This window comes from Rhizobacter sp. Root1238 (assembly GCF_001425825.1).
Classification (GTDB): domain Bacteria; phylum Pseudomonadota; class Gammaproteobacteria; order Burkholderiales; family Burkholderiaceae_C; genus Rhizobacter.
The window spans coordinates 18,802-36,860 of the sequence record NZ_LMDM01000018.1 but is presented as its reverse complement, the minus strand read 5'-3'; the positions used below and the strand labels follow the sequence as shown (position 1 = coordinate 36,860).

Below are 18,059 nucleotides of genomic sequence, written 5' to 3'. Positions count from 1 at the left end.
CATGATCGACCTAGGCCCCTACGTCCCGCTGTTGCGCGTCGACTTCGCGCACGGCTTCTTCGCCGACGGCCGCTGCCCCGGGCTGCGCTTCGTGCCGGTGGGCGATACCGCGGCGTGGCTGCGCGCCACCGATGCGATCGAGCGCCACACCGGCAGCGCGCTCGCGCTGTTCGGCCCGGCGCAGGCGCTGACGACGGAGCCGGGCGCCGTGCTCGCGTGGCAGGTGCATGCCACCGACGAGGCCTTTCCGACCTGCACCGACAACCCGGCGCAGTGGCCCGCCGAACTGCTGTGGCTCGATGCCGGCGACGCGGTGCGGGACGGGGTCGGCACGCCGCTGCGCCTGCACGCGGGCGAGACCGTCTCGCGGGCCGACGTGCGTCCGCTGACCTGGCCGCTGGTGTCGCAATCCCTCGGCGCGCAGGCACCGAACGGCGCCCGCCTGATGCCGCCGCTCGCGCTGCTGCGCGTGCCGCCGGCCGCCATGCCGCCGGCCCCGCTCCTGTGCACGGTGCGGTTCGCGCCGCGCGAGACGGTGTGGAAATACTGCCTGCACGGCGACTGGCCCGAGCCGCAACTGCAGGTCGTCGACCTGGCCAGCGGCATCGAGTTCGGCGAGCCCGAGCCCGGTTGCCTCGACAACGGCGCGCCGCTGCTGGCCATCCGTTCGCGCTCGCCGATCGCGCTCGCGCAGCGCAGCGAACGTCGATTCCAGTTGCGCAGCCGCCAGCGCGGCGGCGACAAGGTGCTGGTCAAGCGCCTGCCGGTGGCGGCAGCGCAGTTCCTGGCGCGGGAGCAGGTCGGCAGCGAGAGCCGCCTGGTCTCCGAGATCCATGTGCATCGCTAGGCCCCGTCAACACTAACCGCAGAGGAGGCCGCCATGGCCATGAAGACCCCCGGCGTCTATATCGTCGAGAAGAATGCCTTTCCGAACTCGGTGGTCGAGGTGGCCACCGCGGTCCCGGCCTTCATCGGCTACACGGATCGCGCCGAGAACGCCGGCAAGTCGCTGAACATGAAGCCGTGGCGGATCGGTTCGATGGCCGAGTACCACCAGTACTTCGGCTTCGGTCCGGCCCCCAAGTTCGGCATCGTCGAGAAGACCGATGCGAACGCGGTTGCCGCCTTCAAGGCCGGCGACAAGGAATACCTGCTGACGCAGGCCGACGGCCAGGCGGGCGGCCGCTTCCTGCTGTATTACGGCATGCTGCACTTCTTCCAGAACGGCGGCGGCCCGTGCTATGTGGTGTCGGTCGGCGAGTACGGCAAGTCGGCGCTGATCGAGCCCGACAAGCTGATGGCCGGCATCGAGCCGCTGGTCAAGGAGCAGGAGCCGACGATGGTCGTCGTGCCCGATGCGGTGCTGTTGTCGGCCAGGGACTGCATCTCGGTGCAGCAGGCGATGCTGCAGCACTGCGGCGGGCGCATGCGCAGCCGGGTGGCGATCCTCGACGTGTGGGGCGGCCACCTCGACCGCAAGAACCCGACCGGCGTCGATCCGATCGAAGGCTTTCGCGGCGCGCTCGGCGTCAACTTCCTCGATTTCGCGACCGCCTACTACCCGTGGGTCAACACCACGGTGGTGCAGGACAAGGACCTGGACTACACCCGCGTGGCCAACCCCGACGTGCTGATCCAGCTGCTGATGGCGGAGCTCGCGCTGCCGGCCCAGCTCGACCCGAAGACGCCGGCGCGCACCGCGCAGCAGTGGCAGGCGGTGCAGGACGTCGCGAAGACCGACGACCAGTGGGCGGCCGGCATCACCGCCGACGTCAACGCATCGGACAAGACCGACGACGAGAAGCAGAAGCTGCTCGCACCGGCGGCGCTGAAGCTGGCGGTCGAGACGCACAAGGCCTTGCTGAACAAGAGCCTGGGCGCGTCCAGCACCTTGTTCAACACCATCATGGCCGAGGCGCGCAACCGGCTGAACCTGATGCCGCCGTCGCCGGCGATGGCAGGCATCTACACGATGGTCGACAACACCCGCGGCGTCTGGAAGGCGCCGGCCAACGTCAGCCTGAACGGCGTGGTGTCGCCGGCGGTGACGATCTCGCACGAGGACCAGGAGGACCTGAACGTCACGACGCAGGGCAAGTCGATCAACGCGATCCGCTCGTTCATCGGCGAGGGCGTGCTGGTGTGGGGGGCGCGCACGCTGGACGGCAACAGCCTGGACTGGCGCTACATCAACGTGCGGCGCACGATGATCATGCTCGAGGAGTCGTGCCGCCTGGCGGCCAAGGCGATGGTGTTCGAGCCGAACGTGTCGAGCACCTGGGTGACCATCAAGAGCATGGTCACCAACTTCCTGACCGGCATCTGGAAGCGCGGCGGGCTGGCCGGCGCAGTGCCGGACGATGCGTTCAGCGTGCACGTGGGGCTGGGCGAGACGATGACGCCCGAGGACATCCTCGAGGGGATCCTGCGCGTGACGGTGCTGGTGGCGATCAGCCGGCCGGCCGAGTTCATCGAGATCACCTTCCAGCAGCAGATGCAGAAGTCGTGACCCATCCCCGCAATCCGCACGAATCAATTGACCCTTCAGGAGGCAGACCATGGCAGACGACGGATCCGCGCAATCGACCACGGTGTGGCCGCTTCCCAAGTTCCGCTTCTCGGTGAAGTGGGACTCGACGGAGATGCACTTCCAGGAGGTCTCCGGCCTCGACGTGGAGGCGCAGCCGATCGAGTACCGGCACGGCGACAGCCCGGCCTTCTCGGTGATCAAGATGCCCGGCTTGAAGAAGTACAGCGACGTGACGATGAAGAAGGGCGTCTTCAAGTCCGACAACAAGCTGTGGGACTGGTTCAACGAGATCAAGATGAACGTGATCAAGCGCAAGTCGGTGACGATCAGCCTGCTCGATGAAGCCGGTGGCGTGACGATGGTGTGGACGCTGGCGAACGCCTGGCCGACCAAGATCACGGGCACCGACCTGAAGGCGCAGGGCAACGAGGTGGCGGTGGAGACCATCGTGATCGCCCACGAGGGTCTGACGATCGCCAATGCCTGATGGCGACCGCGATCCCGCCCGCCCCGCCGCTGCCGCCGCCGAAGGCCCCGCCCAGGCCGGCACCGCCGCCCCCTGCGCCGGTGGCGGTCGGGCTGAACCCGCCATCGCTGCAGGCGGCCAAGGCGAAGCTGCGGGTCACGAAGCCGCTGGAGTTCTACCCGCCGCCCGCATTTCATTTCGCAGTGAGCTTCGGCACGCAGCCGAAGGATGCGGACGGCGCGTTCCGCGAGGTCAGCGGGATCGGTCCCGAGGTCGAGACCGAGACGGTGAACGAAGGCGGGTTGAACGGGTTCGCGCATGTGTTGCCGAAGTCGATCAAGCACCCGCGGCTGGTGTTGAAGCGCGGCATCGCGGTCAGCGATTCGCGGCTGGTGCAGTGGTGCCAGGCGGTGCTGGACGGCGGGTTCGTGAAGCCGATCTTTCCGAAGCTGGTGCACGTGTTCCTGCTCGACCACGGCGGTGATCCGTTGCGTTGCTGGTCGATCGAGAACGCCTGGCCGGTGAAGTGGGAGATCGACGGGTTCCAGTCCACCCGCAACGAGGTGGCGATGGAGAAGATCGAGCTGGCGTATGCCCGCTCGAACCGCATCTACTGAACGCTTTTGCAAAGGATTCAGATGAGCATCGAGGTGCGTCAATTGCTGATCCGCTCGCAGGTCCAGGCGGCGCCTGTCGTTCCCCAGCGGCAGGGGCTGGCGTCGGCCGAGCTCCAGCGTTTGCGGGAGCAACTGCTGGCCGAGTGCAAGGCCTGGCTGGTTCAGCAGCTGCGGTCGCAGCGGGAGCGATGAGATGTCGTTCTGCGGCGTTTTGAGCGGCAAAGGCGCGTGGGGGGAGGCCATGGCGCGCCGTCGGGGGCGGTCCTCGGCCCGTGGGGGCCGAGGACTTCCCTGCGCTGACTGGCTTCGTGGCCCGTCGCCGAAACTCCCTCCACTCACTTCGTTCGTTGTGGTCAAACAGTCGGCGACAGTCAGTTCACGAAGCGTGCTGCGCACGCGGGCCACGAAGCCAGCCAGCTCCGGCGCCCCCNTGTGGTCAAACAGTCGGCGACAGTCAGTTCACGAAGCGTGCTGCGCACGCGGGCCACGAAGCCAGCCAGCTCCGGCGCCCCCTCCTTATTGGCGCGCCATGGCCTCCCCCCACGCGCCTTTGCAGCCACACCGAGCCCATCGTCGAACACGCACACCCAGCCCCCCAACACACTCGGTTCGGGGGCGGTGCGGGCGGGGACAGGCTGGGGGGCGATTTCTGGGGCGACGAAGAAGGTCGGCTTCGGGGGTGGCGTGCGCAGCACGCTTCGTGGACTGACTCATCGGCACTGTTTGACCACAGCGAACGCAGTGAGCGGAGGGAGTTTGCCGATGCACCCCCGAAGCCGAGCTTCTTCGTGGAGTCGGCCCGCCAGGGCCGACCGCCCCGGCATGAGTCCCCCAGCCTGTCCCCGCCCGCACCGCCCCCGCGCCCCGAGCCAGAGCACCACACCATGCCCACCGACCGCCTAGGCCAACTCACGCACCTGGTGATGACGCGCTTCACGCGGGTGGACGGCACAGTCAAGCTCGACGATTCGGCGACGTTCACCGTGCAGATCAACCCGGCCGACTTCAAGCACACCAGCGGCATCACCTACGACAAGAAAAAGACCCAGGCCGATGCGCAGGGCAGCCCGAAGTTCAGCTCGGTCGGCGACGAGCATGTCTCGTTCTCGCTCGTGCTCGACGGCACCGGCGTCGTGCCGCCCGGCGCCAACGGCCAGCGCGAAGACGTGCGCACGCAGATGAAGAAGCTCAACGCCGTGGCTTACCAGTACCAGGCCGACACGCAGGAGCCGCCGTACGTTCGCCTGCTGTGGGGCAGCCTGATCTTCTTCGGCCGGCTCGAATCGCTGAACACGCAGTACACGCTCTTCAAGCCCAGCGGCGAACCGCTGCGTGCCCGCGTCGAGCTCAACTTCCTCGGCGCGATGAGCAAGGAGGAGTCGAAGCTGGTTTCCAACCGCACGCCGCCCGGCGGCGCCAGGAGCGTCACCGTGATCGACGGCGACACGCTGCCGCAGATCTGTGCCGAGCACTGCGGCGATGCCGACATGGCGGCCGAGGTCGCGCGCGCGAACAACCTGCCCACGCTGATGTCCGTCGCACCCGGCTCCCAGCTGCTGGTGCCGGCGTCGAGGTAAGCCGTGCCTGCCGTCTCCCCCCTCGACGACACGGATGGCGTCGTCCGCCTGTTGCTCAGCGCCGATGGCGTCGCGCTCGACGAGACCGTCGAGGTCATCTCGGTGTCGGTGCGGCGCGGCGTCAACAGCGTGCCGTCGGCCCGCATCGAACTCGCCGATGGCGACATCCCCAGCCGCACCTTCCCGCTCAGCGACTCCGCGCATTTCAAGCCCGGCGTGCTGCTGTCGATCAAGGCCGGCTACCAGTCCGACCCCACGGCCGTGCTGTTCGAAGGCCTCATCGTTCGCCATGGGCTGCAGGTGCGCGGCGACAACGACGCACGCCTGATCGTCGAATGCCGCGACAAGGCCGTGCTGATGACGGTCGGCCGCCGCAATGCCAATTTCATCGACCAGACCGACAGCGCCGTCATCGAGGCGCTGGCCGGCGAGCACGGCCTGGCGATCGACGTCGACGCCACCGAGCTCAGCCACACCGAACTCGTCCAGCACTACTGCAGCGACTGGGACTTCATGCTGTCGCGCGCCGAGGTCAACGGCCTGCTGGTGGTCGCAACAGACGGCAAGCTTGCCGTCAAGGCGCCCGAAGTCGATGCCGAAGCCGCGCTGAAGGTCGCGTACGGCGACGAACTGATCGAATTCCAGGCCGACCTCGACGCGCGCAGCCAGTTCGCCAGCGCCCAGGCCTTCTCGTGGGACATCAAGGGCCAGGCGGCGCTCGAAGGCAGCGCGAGCGCACCGGTCACGCTGCCGGCGCAGGGCGACCTCGATTCGGCGACGCTCGCCGGCGTGATCGGCCTGCCGACCTGGCGGCTGCAATCCGGCGCGCCGCAGCCGCTCGCCGCGCTGACGAGCTGGGCCAAGGCGCAGCAGCTGAAGTCGGGCCTCGCACGGCTGCGCGGGCGCCTGAGCTTCCAGGGCTCGGCGCTCGCGAAGGTCGGCGGCCTGATCGAGCTGAGTGGCGTCGGAGCGCGTTTCAGCGGCAAGCTGCTGGTCACCGGGCTGCACCACGAGATCGCCGACGGCAACTGGGTCACCGAAGCCGAGTTCGGCCTCGCGCCCGACTGGTTCGTCGAGCGCGCCGACGTGATCGCGCCGCCCGGCGCCGGCCTGCTGCCCGGCGTGCACGGCCTGCAGGTCGGCATCGTGATGAAGCTCGACGCCGACCCCGCCGGCGAGCAGCGCGTGCAGGTCAAGCTGCCGATGCTGCAGGCGGCCACCGAAGGCATCTGGGCGCGGCTGGTGCAGTTCCATGCCAGCAACGCCTTCGGCGCGTTCTTCCTGCCGGAGGTCGGCGACGAGGTCGTGCTCGGCTACTTCGCCGACGACCCGTCGCACCCGGTCGTGCTCGGCAGCCTGTACAGCAGCAAGCAGGCCCCGCCGTACCCGCTCGAAGCGGCCAACGACATCAAGGCCATCGTCACCCGCTGCAAGTCGAAGCTCGAGTTCAACGAGGCCGACAAGGTCATCACCATCACCACGCCGGGCAACAACAAGATCGTGCTGAGCGACAAGGACCAGTCGATCCTGCTGCAGGACCAGAACGGCAACAAGGTCGAACTCGCGCCCGGCGGCATCACGCTCGACAGCCCGGCCGACATCAAGATCACCGCCAAGGGCACGATCACGCTCGATGCGGTCGGCGCCATCAGCGTCACGTCCAAGGCCGACGTCAAGCTCGCCGGACTGAACATCGCCGCGCAGGCCCAGGTCGGCTTCACCGCGAAGGGCAATGCGAGCGCCGAACTCTCGGCCGCCGGCCAGACGGTGGTCAAGGGCGCGATGGTGATGATCAATTGACCCCCGGCTCACCCGAAAGACGCCTCATGCCGCCCGCCGCCCGCCTCACCGACATGCACGTGTGCCCGATGGTCACGCCGGGCCTGCCGCCGATCCCGCACGTCGGCGGACCGGTGGTCGGCCCGGGCGTGCCCACCGTGCTGATCGGCAGCCTGCCGGCCGCGGTGCTCGGCGACAGCGCGGTCTGCGTCGGCCCGCCCGACACCATCATCCAGGGCTCGACGACGGTGCTGATCGGCAGCCGGCCGGCCGCGCGCATCGGCGACCCGACCGCGCACGGCGGCAGCATCGCGATGGGCTGGCCCACCGTGCTGATCGGTGGCTGAGCGGCAGGCACCCATGGGCATCGACAAGCGCTTCCTCGGCACCGGCTGGGCCTTCCCGCCAGCCTTCGACGGCCGCACGCTGCATGCGGTGACGGTGTCGGAAGACCAGGACGTGCGCGAGAGCCTGCGCATCCTGCTGTCCACCGCACCCGGCGAGCGCGTGATGCACCCGACCTACGGCTGCGGCCTGCGGCGCATGGTGTTCGAGAACATCACCGAAAGCACGCTGACCGAGATCCGCAGCCTGGTCGAGAAGGCGGTGCTGTTCTTCGAGCAGCGCGTCACGCTGGAGCAGGTCGACATCGACACCACCGACCTGTACGACGGCCTGCTGCGGCTGCAGCTGGACTACACGATCCGCAGCACCAACGCCCGCGGCAACATGGTGTACCCGCTGTACCTGCGCGACGGCGCGCTGCAGGAGGGGCCGCAATGAGCCGTGGCACCTCGCAGCGCGAGCGTTTCCCGGCCGCCTTGGCCGACGGGTATTTCCGCGTCGACGAGTTGCCGTTCGAGCAGCGTGTCGCGATGACCGCGACGCTCGCGCGGCAGCTGCGCTTCATCGACCTCGACAACCGCGAGGCCGGCGACTGGCGCGCGATGTTCGCCAGCGACATCACGATGGTGCTGGCGCGCATCGCGAGCATCGACCTGGGGGCGCTGCAGGACGCGTTCCTCGCCGATGTCGACTCGGCGCCGTTGGCGCGGCTCGCGCAGCAGGTGGTCGACCTGGCGCAGTGGATCGACCTGTGGTTCAAGTCGCTCGACGGCCGCGGCGAGCCGCAGGCGCATGCGTTCCGCGAGCGCATCCGCCAGCTCGTCGACCAGCAGCTCGGCGAAGACCTGCGCTGGGTGCACGGCAGCTTCGGGCAGCACCGCTGGCAAGGCCGTGCGGTGGCCCATGCGCAAGCCCGGCTCGACGCCATCTGGGACAGCGACCGGCCGCTGCTCGCGACGCTGGCGGCCGGCCGCAGCCCGCGCGAGCTGCTGCGCGAGCGCTACTTCGCGTTCCTGAGCGCGATCGACGGGCTGCAGGGCCTGGCGCGCGAGCTGCTGCCGGCCACGCTGCACACCGGCACCCACGAGGCGGCGGTCGGGCTGCTGATCGCATTCCTGAAGGTCTGCGAATCGGCGCAGCGCGAGGTCAATCGCTTCACCGCGCGGCATGTCGACTTCTACTACCGCGACTGCCTCGGCTTCGGCCCGGCCGGGCCCGAGGCCGACGAGGTGCACCTGGCCTGCGCCCGCGATGCGCGCGGCGAACGCCTGCTGAACGTGCCGCAGGACACGCTGTTCGACGCCGGCAAGGACGCGGCCGGCCAGCCGCTGCGCTTCCACAGCGCGGCGCCGCTGGTGGTGACCGATGCGCGCGTCGCGGCGCTGTGCACGTTGCGGCTGGAGCGCGACGCGCTGATCTCGCCGGAGCGCGAGTTCGGCTTCGTGACCCGTGCGAAGGCGGCCCGCCTGGTGCCCGACGGCAGCAGCGCGTGGCCGCTGTTCGGCGGCGGCCGCGGTGCCGACGACGCGCGGCTCGGCCTGGCCATCGTGTCGCCCTTGCTGCTGCTGCGCGAAGGCGAGCGGCAGGTCCGGCTCGAACTCAGCGTGGCCGGGGCCGCGACGCCGGTCGACGACGAGAAGGCGCTGGACCTGCGCGTCGACGAGGTCACCTTCGCGACCGATGCACGCACGCTGCGCGAGGCCTTCGGCCGGCTGCTCAGCCAGTGGCTGCTCGGCGGGCGCGCCGATTTCACCGACGCGCAGCTGCGCCGGCTGCGGCTCGCGGCGCGCCGCGTGCTGCGCGAGCGGCTGCCGCAACCCGGCAGCCTGGGCGACCCGCTGACGCTGCTGGCCGGCACGCAGGCGCCGCAGCGCGAGCTGGTGTTCGAGCAGCTGTTCCACGGCCTGCTGAAGCTGCACCTGAGCGCGGCCCACGGCTGGCTGGAGGTGACCGATTCCGACATCGACCGCGCGGCCGACGGCGGCGTCGCGATCACGCTGCGGCTGCGCGCCGAGGCGCCGGCCATCGTCGGCTGCGACCCGCTGCTGCATGGCGCCGACTGGGGCACGCGGCTGCCGATGCTGCGCATCGAGCTGGGCACGCAGGGGCGGCTCTACCCGTACTCGCTGCTGGCCGACCTGCCGCTGGCCGAGGCGCGGCTGAACGTGCGCGCGAGCGGCGTGCGCGACGTGGTGCTGCACAACAACCTCGGCCGGCTCGACCCGACCAAGGCCTTCCACCCATTCGGGCCGCTGCCGACGCTGTCGTCGTACCTGGTGGTCGGCGCGCGCGAGATCGCGTGCAAGAACATCCAGCGCCTGTCGATGCAGCTCGAATGGGGCGGCCTGCCGGCGGATGCCGGCGGCTTCGCGACGCACTACCGCGGCTACCCGGTGGAGCAGCGCGACGGCGATTTCCGCGCCGCGCTGGCCATCCTGCGCGACGGGCTGTGGCAGCCGTGCGCCGGGCTGTCGGCGCAGCAGCCGCTGTTCGCGCCGCTGGACGCCGCCGGCTGCCTGCAGCCGATGCTGGACATCGAGGTCGACCCCGGTTCGGTGCGCAAGCACAGCCGCGCCGGCGACCCGGCCGAATGGGACGGCGCGATGCCGCGCAACGGGCTGGTCCGGCTCCACCTCACCCACCCGCGCGGCGCGTTCGGCCATGCCGCGTACCCGATGGTGCTGGCCGACACCGTCACCGCGAACGCCCGCAAGAACCTGCGTGCTCGCTGGCGCCAGCCGCTGCCGAACCCGCCGTACACGCCGCTGATCGAACGGCTGACGCTGAGCTACGAGGCCAGCGGCGTGATCCGGCCCGCGGCGATGCAGGCGGCAGGGCAGGGGGAGACGCACGCGAATGCGGACGTCGAGCGCCTGCTGCACCTGCACCCGTTCGGCGTCGAGACGCTGCATTCGGCCGCCGCCGGTTCGGGCCACGGGCTGCTGGCCCGCGCCGACGACGACGGCAACCTCTACATCGGCCTGTCGGCCAGCGACCCGGGCGGCACGCTGACGCTGCTGTTCTCGCTGCGCGAATCGGCCGCCGACGCGACCCGGCCCGACGCAGTGCGCGCGCGCGTGCGCTGGGCAACGCTGGCCGACGACCACTGGCGCGCGCTGCCTCCGGCGCGCGTGCTGGCCGACAGCACCGAGGGTTTCCTGACCTCGGGCATCGTCACGCTCGACCTGCCGGTCGACCTGACGCGCGACAACCAGGTGATGCCGGCCGGCCTGTACTGGCTGCGCGCTTCGGCCGCCGAAGGCTTCGCGGGTTTCGCGGCGCTGCAGTCGGTGCAGGCGCATGCGCTGCGCGCGCGGCGCGTGCTGCCGGAGTCGCAAGGGGCGCCGCTGGCAATCGTGCCGCACGGCCGCATCACGCGGTCGCTGGCGTCGGTGCCGGGGCTGGCCGGCGTGCAGCAGGTCGGCCCGTCGTTCGGGCTGCGCAGCGCCGAAGACGCCGGCCTGCTGTACACCCGTGCCGGCGAGCGGCTGCGGCACAAGCAGCGGGCCTGCGTCGCCTGGGATGCGGAGCGGCTGCTGCTGGCCCGCTTCCCCGAGGTGTTCAAGGTGCGCTGCCTGTCCGGCGACGAGATCGCGATGACCGGCCAGCCGCGCCCGCAGGCCGGGCAGGTGGTGGTGGTCGTCGTGCCGCAGGTGCCGCGCAACGACCCCGACTTCGCCTGCGCCGCGCCGCGTTTCAACGCGATCCAGCTGAGCCGCATGGCCGAGCACCTGCGCGAGCGCGCGTCGCCGTTCGCGAAGATCGTCGTGCGCAACCCGGCCTACGACCGGCTGCAGCTGCGCTGCACCGTCGGGCTGGTGCGCGGCGCGCATGAAGGCGCGTCGCTGCAGCGCATCAACCGCAGCGTGGTCGAGACGCTGTCGCCGTGGTTCGACGACGGCTGCGGCGCCGAGTTCGACTGGGTCGTGCGCGGCGAAGACCTCGAGGCCCGGCTGCGCGCGCTCGACTGCGTCGACTACGTGACCCAGCTGTCGCTGCTGCACGTGGCCTGCAGCGACGACGGCGTCTACACGCTGGGCGACACCGCGCGCCGCGCGCCGGCCCCTCCCGGCGCCAACACCGAAGGCCGCGGCCATGCGACCTCGCTCGCGCCGTGGAGCCTGGCGCTGCCGATGGCCACGCACATCGTCAGCGCGGCCACCGCGTTTCCCGACCCGGCGCCGCAGCCGACGGGCATCGCGCGGCTGTCGGTCGGCAGCACCTTCGTGATCGGCACGCTCGACGGAGGCGGCGCATGACGATCCGCAACCGAGAGACGCTGCGCCACTTCTTCGACGAAGGGAAGCTGCCGACGCGCGACCACTTCGGCGACCTGATCGACTCGATGCTCAACATGAGCGACGAGGGCTTCCGCAAGTCGGCCGAGAACGGCATCGAGGTGTCGACGCCGGCCGGCTACGACGCGCTGGTCAGCTTCTACCGCGAGCAGAGCGCGCGCACCGCGCTGTGGTCGATCAGCCATGGCGGCGACCGCGACCAGCTGCTGTTCCACCGCGCCGGCGTCACCGCGTCGCGCGGCCGCGCGCCGGTGCTGGCGCTCGATCCGCGCGAGCGCGTGGGCATCGGCACGGCCGAGCCGAGCCAGGCGCTCGACGTGGCCGGCGTGGTCGCGTCGCAGGGCCGCGTCGGCTCGTGCCGCTGGCCGGGCCTGGCGCCGGCGCTGGCCGACGGCGAATGGCACGACCTGACCGGCCCGCTCGCCGGCTGCCAGGCCTTCGAGGTGATGGCCGGTGCCGGGCACCCGGGCGGCGGCCGCTTCGCGCTGATGCATGCGATCGCGATGAACACCTACAACCCGGCGGCGGGCTGGCTGGACCTGCTGTCGCGGCGCAAGCGCATCCGCTGCGACAACGCCTGGTATGGCCGGCGCTGCGACAAGCTCGAACTGCGCTGGGACGGCAGCAGCGGGCGCGATGCCAGCTACCGGCTGCAGGTGCGCTCGAAGTGCGACTACGGCAGCGGCGTGAGCATCCGCGCGACGCTGACGCGGCTGTGGTTCGACGAGACGATGGAAGGCTCGGCGCCATGATCTCGAACCCATTGCCCCAACCTCAACCCCAGCCCCAGCCCGGACCCGCCCGGCCGCGCGCCAGGGAGCGCGGCGAGGCGAGCTTCGCGCGGCTGCGCGAGCAGGGCCTCGAATGGCTGCAGGCCGTCAGCGGCCAGACCTGGACCGACCACAACCTGCACGACCCCGGCATCACGCTGCTGGAACAGCTCTGCTACGCGCTGACCGACCTGGTGTACCGCGCCGATTTCCCGGTCGCCGACCACCTGACCGGGCCCGACGGCACGATCGACTACGCGGGGCTGTCGCTGCACCCGCCGGCCGACATCTTCCCGTGCCGCGCGACCACTCCCGCCGACATGCGCCGCGTGCTGCTCGACGCCGTGCCCGGCCTCGACGACGCGACGCTGCAGCCGCGCGCCGACGGCGTGCTGCGCCTGGTGCTGCAGCTGTCGCAGGGCGCGGCCGACGGCACGGCGCAGCGCATCGCGGCCGCGCGCGAGGCCTTCCATGCGCAGCGCAACCTCGGCGAAGACCTCGACCTGGTCGTGACCTGCGTGCGCGACGTGGCCTGCGAGCTGCATGCGCAGATCGAGATCGACGGCCCGCGCGACGCCGCCGACGTGCTGGCCGAGGTGTACGACCGCTGCGACCGCTTCATCGCCCGCGCCGCCACCTGCCGCAGCCTCGACGAGCGCCGGCGCGCCGGCGCGTCGCTGGAGGACATCTACACCGGCCCGGCGTTGAAGCACGGCTTCATCGACGACCTGCCCGAGGGCCAGGACGGCACGCAGCGGCTGTTCCTGTCGGACCTGGCCGCGGTGGTGCAGGCGGTGCCGGGGGTCGCGCTCGCGCGCCTGTCGGAACTGCGGCCGGCCAACGACGTGGCCAGCAACGGCTCGGTCGCGTGGCGCGGCGACGGCTGGGCGCTGCGGCTCGCGATGCCCACCGACGGCGCGCCGGCCACCATCGCGGTCACGCGGCGCGGCAACCGGGTCGCGGTGACGCCCGACGACCTGCGCCGCAAGCTCGACGACCTGCACGCCGCCGGCCGCTCGAACCGCTCGCGCCAGCAGGCCGACCAGGCCGGCCGCGCCGCCGCCGCGCTGCCGCGCGGCCAGCACCGCGACCTGCAGCGCTACCACTCGGTGCAGCGGCTGCTGCCGGCCATCTACGGCGTCGGCCGGCATGGCGTGCCGCGCTCGGCGCCGCCGCAGGCGCGCGCCCGTGCGCAGCAGCTGCAGGCCTACCTGCTGATGATGGAGCAGGTGATCGCGCAGGGCCTGGCCCAGGTGCAGCACCTGCGCGAGCTGTTCTCGGTGAACGGCGGCTCGCGGCAGACGCTGTGGTCGCAGATGATCGGGCCCGACAGCGTGCCCGGCGTCGAGCGGCTGCTGCTCGCGCCGGCCGCGCAGGTCGAGCGGGCGATGTACCCGCCGTTCGACCGCTCGGCGCGGCGCAAGAGCCGCGCGCTCGACCACCTGCTGGCGCTGTACGGCGACACCTATGCGCAGAGCTCGATGCGCCAGTTCTGCGGCCACCATTCGCCGCAGGAGCTGGAATCGCTGCTGCTGGAGAACAAGGCGGCCTGGCTGCGCGACGTGGTCGGCCTGACGCGCGACCGCGCCGGCGGCTTCGACCTGGGCCGCGACGCCTGGGACACGCCGGACAACGGCAGCGGGCTGCAGCGGCGCGTGGCGCTGCTGCTCGGCCTGCGCATCGGCCACCCGCGGCCGCTGACGAAGGCGCTGCAGCAGCAGCGGCTGCGGCTGGTGCCGCAACCGCTGCCGCAGCATGCGTCGCTGCAGCTCGCGCCGCAGCAGGCGCAGGCCGCCGGCGCGGCCGGCCAGGCGACGGCGCCGCCGACCCGCGCCGAGCTGCAGGCCGACCTGCAGCGCATGGCCGTGCTGCGCGGCGCGCTGCCGGCGGGCGTGTTCCACGCCGGGCTGTGGCGCGACCGGTACCGGCTGCTGGCCGGCGGCGATGCCTCGCCCGACGCACCGCACCGGCTGCTGCTCGGCCCCGACGACGACGGCCGCTGGTGGGACCTCGGCGAACACGCCGATGCCGCGAGCGCGCGCCGCGCCGCCGGCAGCCTGCGGCTCTTCCTGCTGCACCTGCACCAGGAGAGCGAAGGCCTGCACGTCGTCGAGCACGTGCTGCTGCGGCCGCTCGCCGACGGCGGCCGCGCGCATGCGGCGCTGGAGCTGCCGGCCGATTTCCATGCACTGCGCATCAGCGTGCTGATGCCGGGCTGGACGGCGCGCACCCGGCAGCCGGCGTTCCGCCGCTTCGCGCAGGAGACGCTGCGCATCAACTGCCCGGCCCACCTGTCGCTGCGCTGCCTGTGGCTGGAGGTCGATGCGATGCAGCGCTTCGAGGGGTGCTGGGTGCCGTGGCTGACGGCGCGCAGGAACCTCGCGGCCGCGCCCGGCAACGCGCAGCTGGCAGCACTGGCCGACGAAGCGGCGTGCCGCGTCATCCAATGCCTGCGCCAGCCCGGCGACGACGATGGCGACGCTCGGGACGGCGAGGGCGACGAGCCCTGGCTGCAAGGCCATGCCTGACGCCCACCTGGTCGAGCACCTGCACGTCGAGGTCGGCTTCGGCGGCGGGCTGGAGGTGCCTGAGGCCGAGGCGCGGCTCGCCGCCTTCGTGCAAGGCCCGGCGCTGCGCATCATCGATGCGCTGTTCGACGCCGCCTGCGGCCCTGACGAGGTGTGGCGCATCGACGAGCTGGCGATCGACCTCGGCGAGGTCGCGCTCGACGGCCTGGAGGAGACCTGGGCCGAGCGGCTGCGCGAGCGGCTGCAGGAGCGGCTGGCCGACCTGCGCGGGCCGGGCGGAGCGGCCGCGGCGCGCACCGGCCCCGGCGGCGTGCGGCGCAGCCTGCCGCAGGCGCGGCTCGAGGCCTTGCTGCATTTCCTGCGGCACGGGCACCTGCCGTGGCAGGGCCGTGGCGAAGACCCGGCCACGCTCGCCGCCGAGGTGCTGCGCCACGGCGCGGCCGCGCTGGCCGACGCGCTGCGCGCGATGGACGACCGGCCGCGCCTGCTGCGCCGGCTGGTGACGCAGTTCGACGCCGGCTGGCTGGGCGCGCTGGTGCATGCGCTGATGCCCGGCGAACCGGCCGCGGCCGACCGGCTGCTGAAGGCCGCGGCGCTCGGCACCGCGGCGCTGTGGGAGGCGGTGCTCGGACAGGCGCTCGCCCATGCGGCCGCGCCGCAGGCGACCGGGCGGGCGCTGCTGCGCGCGCAGCTGCTGGCGGCGCTCGAAGCGGATTCGGCGTATTCAGCCAGCAGCGATCCGCTGCAGTCGGTCGCGTCCGCCTGGGCGCCGCTGCTGAGGGACGACCGCGACTGGCTGAAGGCCACGCTGCAGCGGCTGGGCGACCGCGCATCGTTGCGCCAGCGCATCGTGCGCGCGCTGCCGGCGGCGTTGCTGCACCAGGTGCTCGGGCTGTGGCTGGGCAGCGGCGTGACGGCGGCGGTCGACGACTGGATCGCGGCGGTGGCGTCGGGGGGGCCGGCGTCCGCCGACGAACGCGCCGAGCGCCGGCAACTGCTGTGGCAGGCGACGCTGCAGCATGCCTGGCAACGCGGCGCGGCGCCGTTCGACGCGTGGCGCTACGTCGACCATGTGCGCTCGCAGGTCGCCGCGGCCAGCGTGCCGGCGCTGCCGCCGTCGTGGTTCGAGCGGGTGGTGCGCGCGGCCACGTCGGTGCTGGCCTCGGCGGTCGCCGCGCTGGCCTCGGCGGTCGCCGCGCTGGGCTTCGGGCGGCGTGCAGCGGTCGAGCCGCCGCACGAGCCGGTCGCCGGGGCGGTGCGGGAGCCCGAGGTCGATGCGCCGCCGCCGCCGGTCGAGCTGCTGCCGGTCGGCAATGCCGGCCTGGTGCTGGCCGCGCCCTACCTGCCGCGGCTCTTCATGATGCTGGGCCTGTCCGACGAACGCGCCTTCGCCGGCCCCGAAGCCGCCGAGCGCGCCGCGCTGCTGCTGCAGCTGGTGGCCACCGGCGAGGCCGCGGCGCCCGAGCCGGCGCTGGTGCTGAACAAGCTGCTGTGCGGCATCGACCTCGCGGCGCCGGTGATGCGCGCGCTGCAGCCGACCGATGCCGAGCGCAGCGCGGTCGACGGGCTGCTGGCCGCGATGATCCTGCACTGGAAGGTGCTGGGCAGCACCTCGGTGGCCGGGTTGCGCGAGACCTTCCTGCAGCGCGACGGCCGGCTGCAGCATGCCGACGAGCACTGGCAGCTGCATGTCGCGCCGCGGCCGTTCGACATGCTGATCGACCAGCTGCCGTGGGGGTATGCGACGGTGCGCCACCCGTGGATGAAGGAGGTGCTGCATGTCGAGTGGCGCTGACCTGCGGCAGCTGCGCGTCGAGCTGAACGCGCGCGTGGTCGGGCGCGAGCTGGCGTGGCTGGAGCGCGTGCTGCAGGCGCGCATCGGCCTGCATTTCGGCCAGGCCGATGCGCCGGCGGCCGCGTCGATCGCCGCGCCCGCGCTGGCGCGCGACGACGGCGACTATGCCGAGCTGGTGCATACCGCCGGCCTCGGCCATGACGAGCGGCTGGTGCTCGCGCTCGCGCTGGCGCCGCACCTGAAGCCGCAGCTGCTCGACATGCTGTTCGTGCGCAACCGCAACCTCGACCGCGGCTTCAGCGAATTCGGCGGCTGGAAGGGGCGCTCGCACGGCGGCTTCCTGCCGACGTGCGAGACCGCGGCCTTCCTGGTCGCCGGCGAAGACCTGGCGCGCCGTTTCGCGCTGCAGCGCCTGCTCGACGAAGAGCGTCCGCTGCGCCGCCACGGCCTGTTGCGGCTGCAGCACGACGGCCCCGGCGAGCCGTGGCTGAGCGCTGCGCTGCACGTGAGCGGCGACGCGCTGGAGCGGCTCGCGACCGGCGAGGCCCGCAAGCCCGACTACGGCATCGGCTTCCCGGCGCGGCTGATCACCACGCGCCTGGGCTGGAGCGACCTGGTGCTCGACGCCGAGGTGATGGACGAGGTGCAGGCGATCGTCACCTGGTTCCGCCACGGCCAGCGGCTGCTGCGCGACTGGCGGCTCGACAAGGCGCTGAAGCCCGGCTACCGCAGCCTGTTCTACGGCCCGCCCGGCACCGGCAAGACGCTGACCGCGACGCTGATCGGCCAGGAGGTCGGCAGCGACGTCTACCGCATCGACCTGTCGATGGTGGTCTCGAAGTTCATCGGCGAGACCGAGAAGAACCTGGCCCAGGTGTTCGACCAGGCGCAGAGCCGGCAGTGGATCCTGTTCTTCGACGAGGCCGATGCGCTGTTCGGCAAACGGACCGCGACCTCCAGCTCGAACGACCGCTATGCGAACCAGGAGGTGTCGTACCTGCTGCAGCGGGTCGAGGACTTCCCCGGCACGGTGATCCTCGCGACCAACCTGAAGGCCAACATCGACGATGCGTTCGCGCGGCGCTTCCAGTCGCTGGTGCACTTCCCGATGCCGGACGCCGAGCAGCGGCGCCTGCTGTGGGAGGGCATGGTGCGCCACACCGGCCGGCTGGCCGACGACGTCGACCTGCCCGGGCTCGCCGAGCGGCACGAGCTGTCGGGCGGGGCGATCGCGAACGTCGTGCGCTTCGGCGCGCTCGGTGCGCTGCAGGCGGGCCGCGAGCGCATCGATGCGTCGGACCTGCGGCGTGGCGTCGCGAAGGAACTGCGCAAGGAAGGGCGGACTGCCTAGCTG

At 71.9% G+C, this 18,059-nt stretch carries 14 protein-coding genes; all 14 read left to right on the top strand.

Annotation, left to right across the window (positions count from 1 at the left end; all coding sequences use genetic code 11):
• Position 1 precedes the first annotated feature (1 nt).
• The 14 genes from ASC98_RS14915 to ASC98_RS14855 all read left to right on the top strand — a co-directional run bounded on the left by ASC98_RS14915 (position 2) and on the right by ASC98_RS14855 (position 18,056).
• Positions 2-847 carry a hypothetical protein gene (locus tag ASC98_RS14915; protein WP_056809843.1) on the top strand — a complete coding sequence of 282 codons (846 nt, stop codon included), beginning with the start codon at positions 2-4 and terminating at the stop codon, positions 845-847.
• A gap of 33 nt (positions 848-880) precedes the next feature.
• Positions 881-2,509, top strand: a complete 1,629-nt coding sequence (locus ASC98_RS14910; RefSeq protein ID WP_056809841.1) for a phage tail sheath C-terminal domain-containing protein — start codon at positions 881-883, stop codon at positions 2,507-2,509.
• Between the two features lie 49 nt (positions 2,510-2,558).
• On the top strand, positions 2,559-3,017 hold the full coding sequence (locus ASC98_RS14905) for a phage tail protein (RefSeq protein WP_056809839.1): 459 nt from the start codon (positions 2,559-2,561) through the stop codon (positions 3,015-3,017).
• Positions 3,017-3,613: a phage tail protein gene (locus ASC98_RS14900; protein WP_082541944.1), complete on the top strand. Its 597-nt coding sequence runs from the start codon at positions 3,017-3,019 to the stop codon at positions 3,611-3,613. The genes ASC98_RS14905 and ASC98_RS14900 overlap by 1 nt, the downstream gene beginning before the upstream one ends.
• Before the next feature lie 21 nt (positions 3,614-3,634).
• The gene (locus ASC98_RS30435; protein WP_157597946.1) at positions 3,635-3,805 is read left to right on the top strand and encodes a DUF5908 family protein; all 171 of its coding nucleotides are present in this window, start codon (positions 3,635-3,637) and stop codon (positions 3,803-3,805) included.
• A 692-nt stretch (positions 3,806-4,497) separates the two neighbouring features.
• Positions 4,498-5,190: a peptidoglycan-binding protein gene (locus ASC98_RS14895; RefSeq protein ID WP_157597947.1), complete on the top strand. Its 693-nt coding sequence runs from the start codon at positions 4,498-4,500 to the stop codon at positions 5,188-5,190.
• Between the two features lie 3 nt (positions 5,191-5,193).
• Positions 5,194-6,990 carry a type VI secretion system tip protein VgrG gene (gene vgrG / locus ASC98_RS14890; RefSeq protein WP_056809836.1) on the top strand — a complete coding sequence of 599 codons (1,797 nt, stop codon included), beginning with the start codon at positions 5,194-5,196 and terminating at the stop codon, positions 6,988-6,990.
• Positions 6,991-7,016: 26 nt separating this feature from the next.
• Positions 7,017-7,316, top strand: a complete 300-nt coding sequence (locus ASC98_RS14885; protein ID WP_056809833.1) for a PAAR domain-containing protein — start codon at positions 7,017-7,019, stop codon at positions 7,314-7,316.
• Positions 7,317-7,329: 13 nt separating this feature from the next.
• The gene (locus tag ASC98_RS14880; protein ID WP_056809831.1) at positions 7,330-7,752 is read left to right on the top strand and encodes a GPW/gp25 family protein; all 423 of its coding nucleotides are present in this window, start codon (positions 7,330-7,332) and stop codon (positions 7,750-7,752) included.
• Positions 7,749-11,573, top strand: a complete 3,825-nt coding sequence (locus tag ASC98_RS14875) for a hypothetical protein (RefSeq protein WP_056809829.1) — start codon at positions 7,749-7,751, stop codon at positions 11,571-11,573. The genes ASC98_RS14880 and ASC98_RS14875 overlap by 4 nt, the downstream gene beginning before the upstream one ends.
• The gene (locus ASC98_RS14870) at positions 11,570-12,364 is read left to right on the top strand and encodes a hypothetical protein (RefSeq protein ID WP_056809827.1); all 795 of its coding nucleotides are present in this window, start codon (positions 11,570-11,572) and stop codon (positions 12,362-12,364) included. The genes ASC98_RS14875 and ASC98_RS14870 overlap by 4 nt, the downstream gene beginning before the upstream one ends.
• Complete coding sequence (locus ASC98_RS14865) at positions 12,361-14,910, top strand: hypothetical protein (protein ID WP_056809824.1); 2,550 nt, start codon at positions 12,361-12,363, stop codon at positions 14,908-14,910. Before ASC98_RS14870 ends, ASC98_RS14865 begins: the two co-directional genes overlap by 4 nt.
• The gene (locus tag ASC98_RS14860) at positions 14,903-16,705 is read left to right on the top strand and encodes a contractile injection system tape measure protein (RefSeq protein WP_157597948.1); all 1,803 of its coding nucleotides are present in this window, start codon (positions 14,903-14,905) and stop codon (positions 16,703-16,705) included. The genes ASC98_RS14865 and ASC98_RS14860 overlap by 8 nt, the downstream gene beginning before the upstream one ends.
• Positions 16,689-18,056: an ATP-binding protein gene (locus ASC98_RS14855; RefSeq protein ID WP_056809819.1), complete on the top strand. Its 1,368-nt coding sequence runs from the start codon at positions 16,689-16,691 to the stop codon at positions 18,054-18,056. Before ASC98_RS14860 ends, ASC98_RS14855 begins: the two co-directional genes overlap by 17 nt.
• Positions 18,057-18,059 lie beyond the last annotated feature (3 nt).

What these genes read in the sequence shown, in the direction of transcription:
- ASC98_RS14915 (WP_056809843.1), top strand. Translation starts at nt 2, where the DNA reads ATGATCGACCTAGGCCCCTACGTCCCGCTGTTGCGCGTCGACTTCGCG.
- ASC98_RS14910 (WP_056809841.1), top strand. Translation starts at nt 881, where the DNA reads ATGGCCATGAAGACCCCCGGCGTCTATATCGTCGAGAAGAATGCCTTT.
- ASC98_RS14905 (WP_056809839.1), top strand. Translation starts at nt 2,559, where the DNA reads ATGGCAGACGACGGATCCGCGCAATCGACCACGGTGTGGCCGCTTCCC.
- ASC98_RS14900 (WP_082541944.1), top strand. Translation starts at nt 3,017, where the DNA reads ATGGCGACCGCGATCCCGCCCGCCCCGCCGCTGCCGCCGCCGAAGGCC.
- ASC98_RS30435 (WP_157597946.1), top strand. Translation starts at nt 3,635, where the DNA reads ATGAGCATCGAGGTGCGTCAATTGCTGATCCGCTCGCAGGTCCAGGCG.
- ASC98_RS14895 (WP_157597947.1), top strand. Translation starts at nt 4,498, where the DNA reads ATGCCCACCGACCGCCTAGGCCAACTCACGCACCTGGTGATGACGCGC.
- ASC98_RS14885 (WP_056809833.1), top strand. Translation starts at nt 7,017, where the DNA reads ATGCCGCCCGCCGCCCGCCTCACCGACATGCACGTGTGCCCGATGGTC.
- ASC98_RS14880 (WP_056809831.1), top strand. Translation starts at nt 7,330, where the DNA reads ATGGGCATCGACAAGCGCTTCCTCGGCACCGGCTGGGCCTTCCCGCCA.
- ASC98_RS14875 (WP_056809829.1), top strand. Translation starts at nt 7,749, where the DNA reads ATGAGCCGTGGCACCTCGCAGCGCGAGCGTTTCCCGGCCGCCTTGGCC.
- ASC98_RS14870 (WP_056809827.1), top strand. Translation starts at nt 11,570, where the DNA reads ATGACGATCCGCAACCGAGAGACGCTGCGCCACTTCTTCGACGAAGGG.
- ASC98_RS14865 (WP_056809824.1), top strand. Translation starts at nt 12,361, where the DNA reads ATGATCTCGAACCCATTGCCCCAACCTCAACCCCAGCCCCAGCCCGGA.
- ASC98_RS14860 (WP_157597948.1), top strand. Translation starts at nt 14,903, where the DNA reads ATGCCTGACGCCCACCTGGTCGAGCACCTGCACGTCGAGGTCGGCTTC.
- ASC98_RS14855 (WP_056809819.1), top strand. Translation starts at nt 16,689, where the DNA reads ATGTCGAGTGGCGCTGACCTGCGGCAGCTGCGCGTCGAGCTGAACGCG.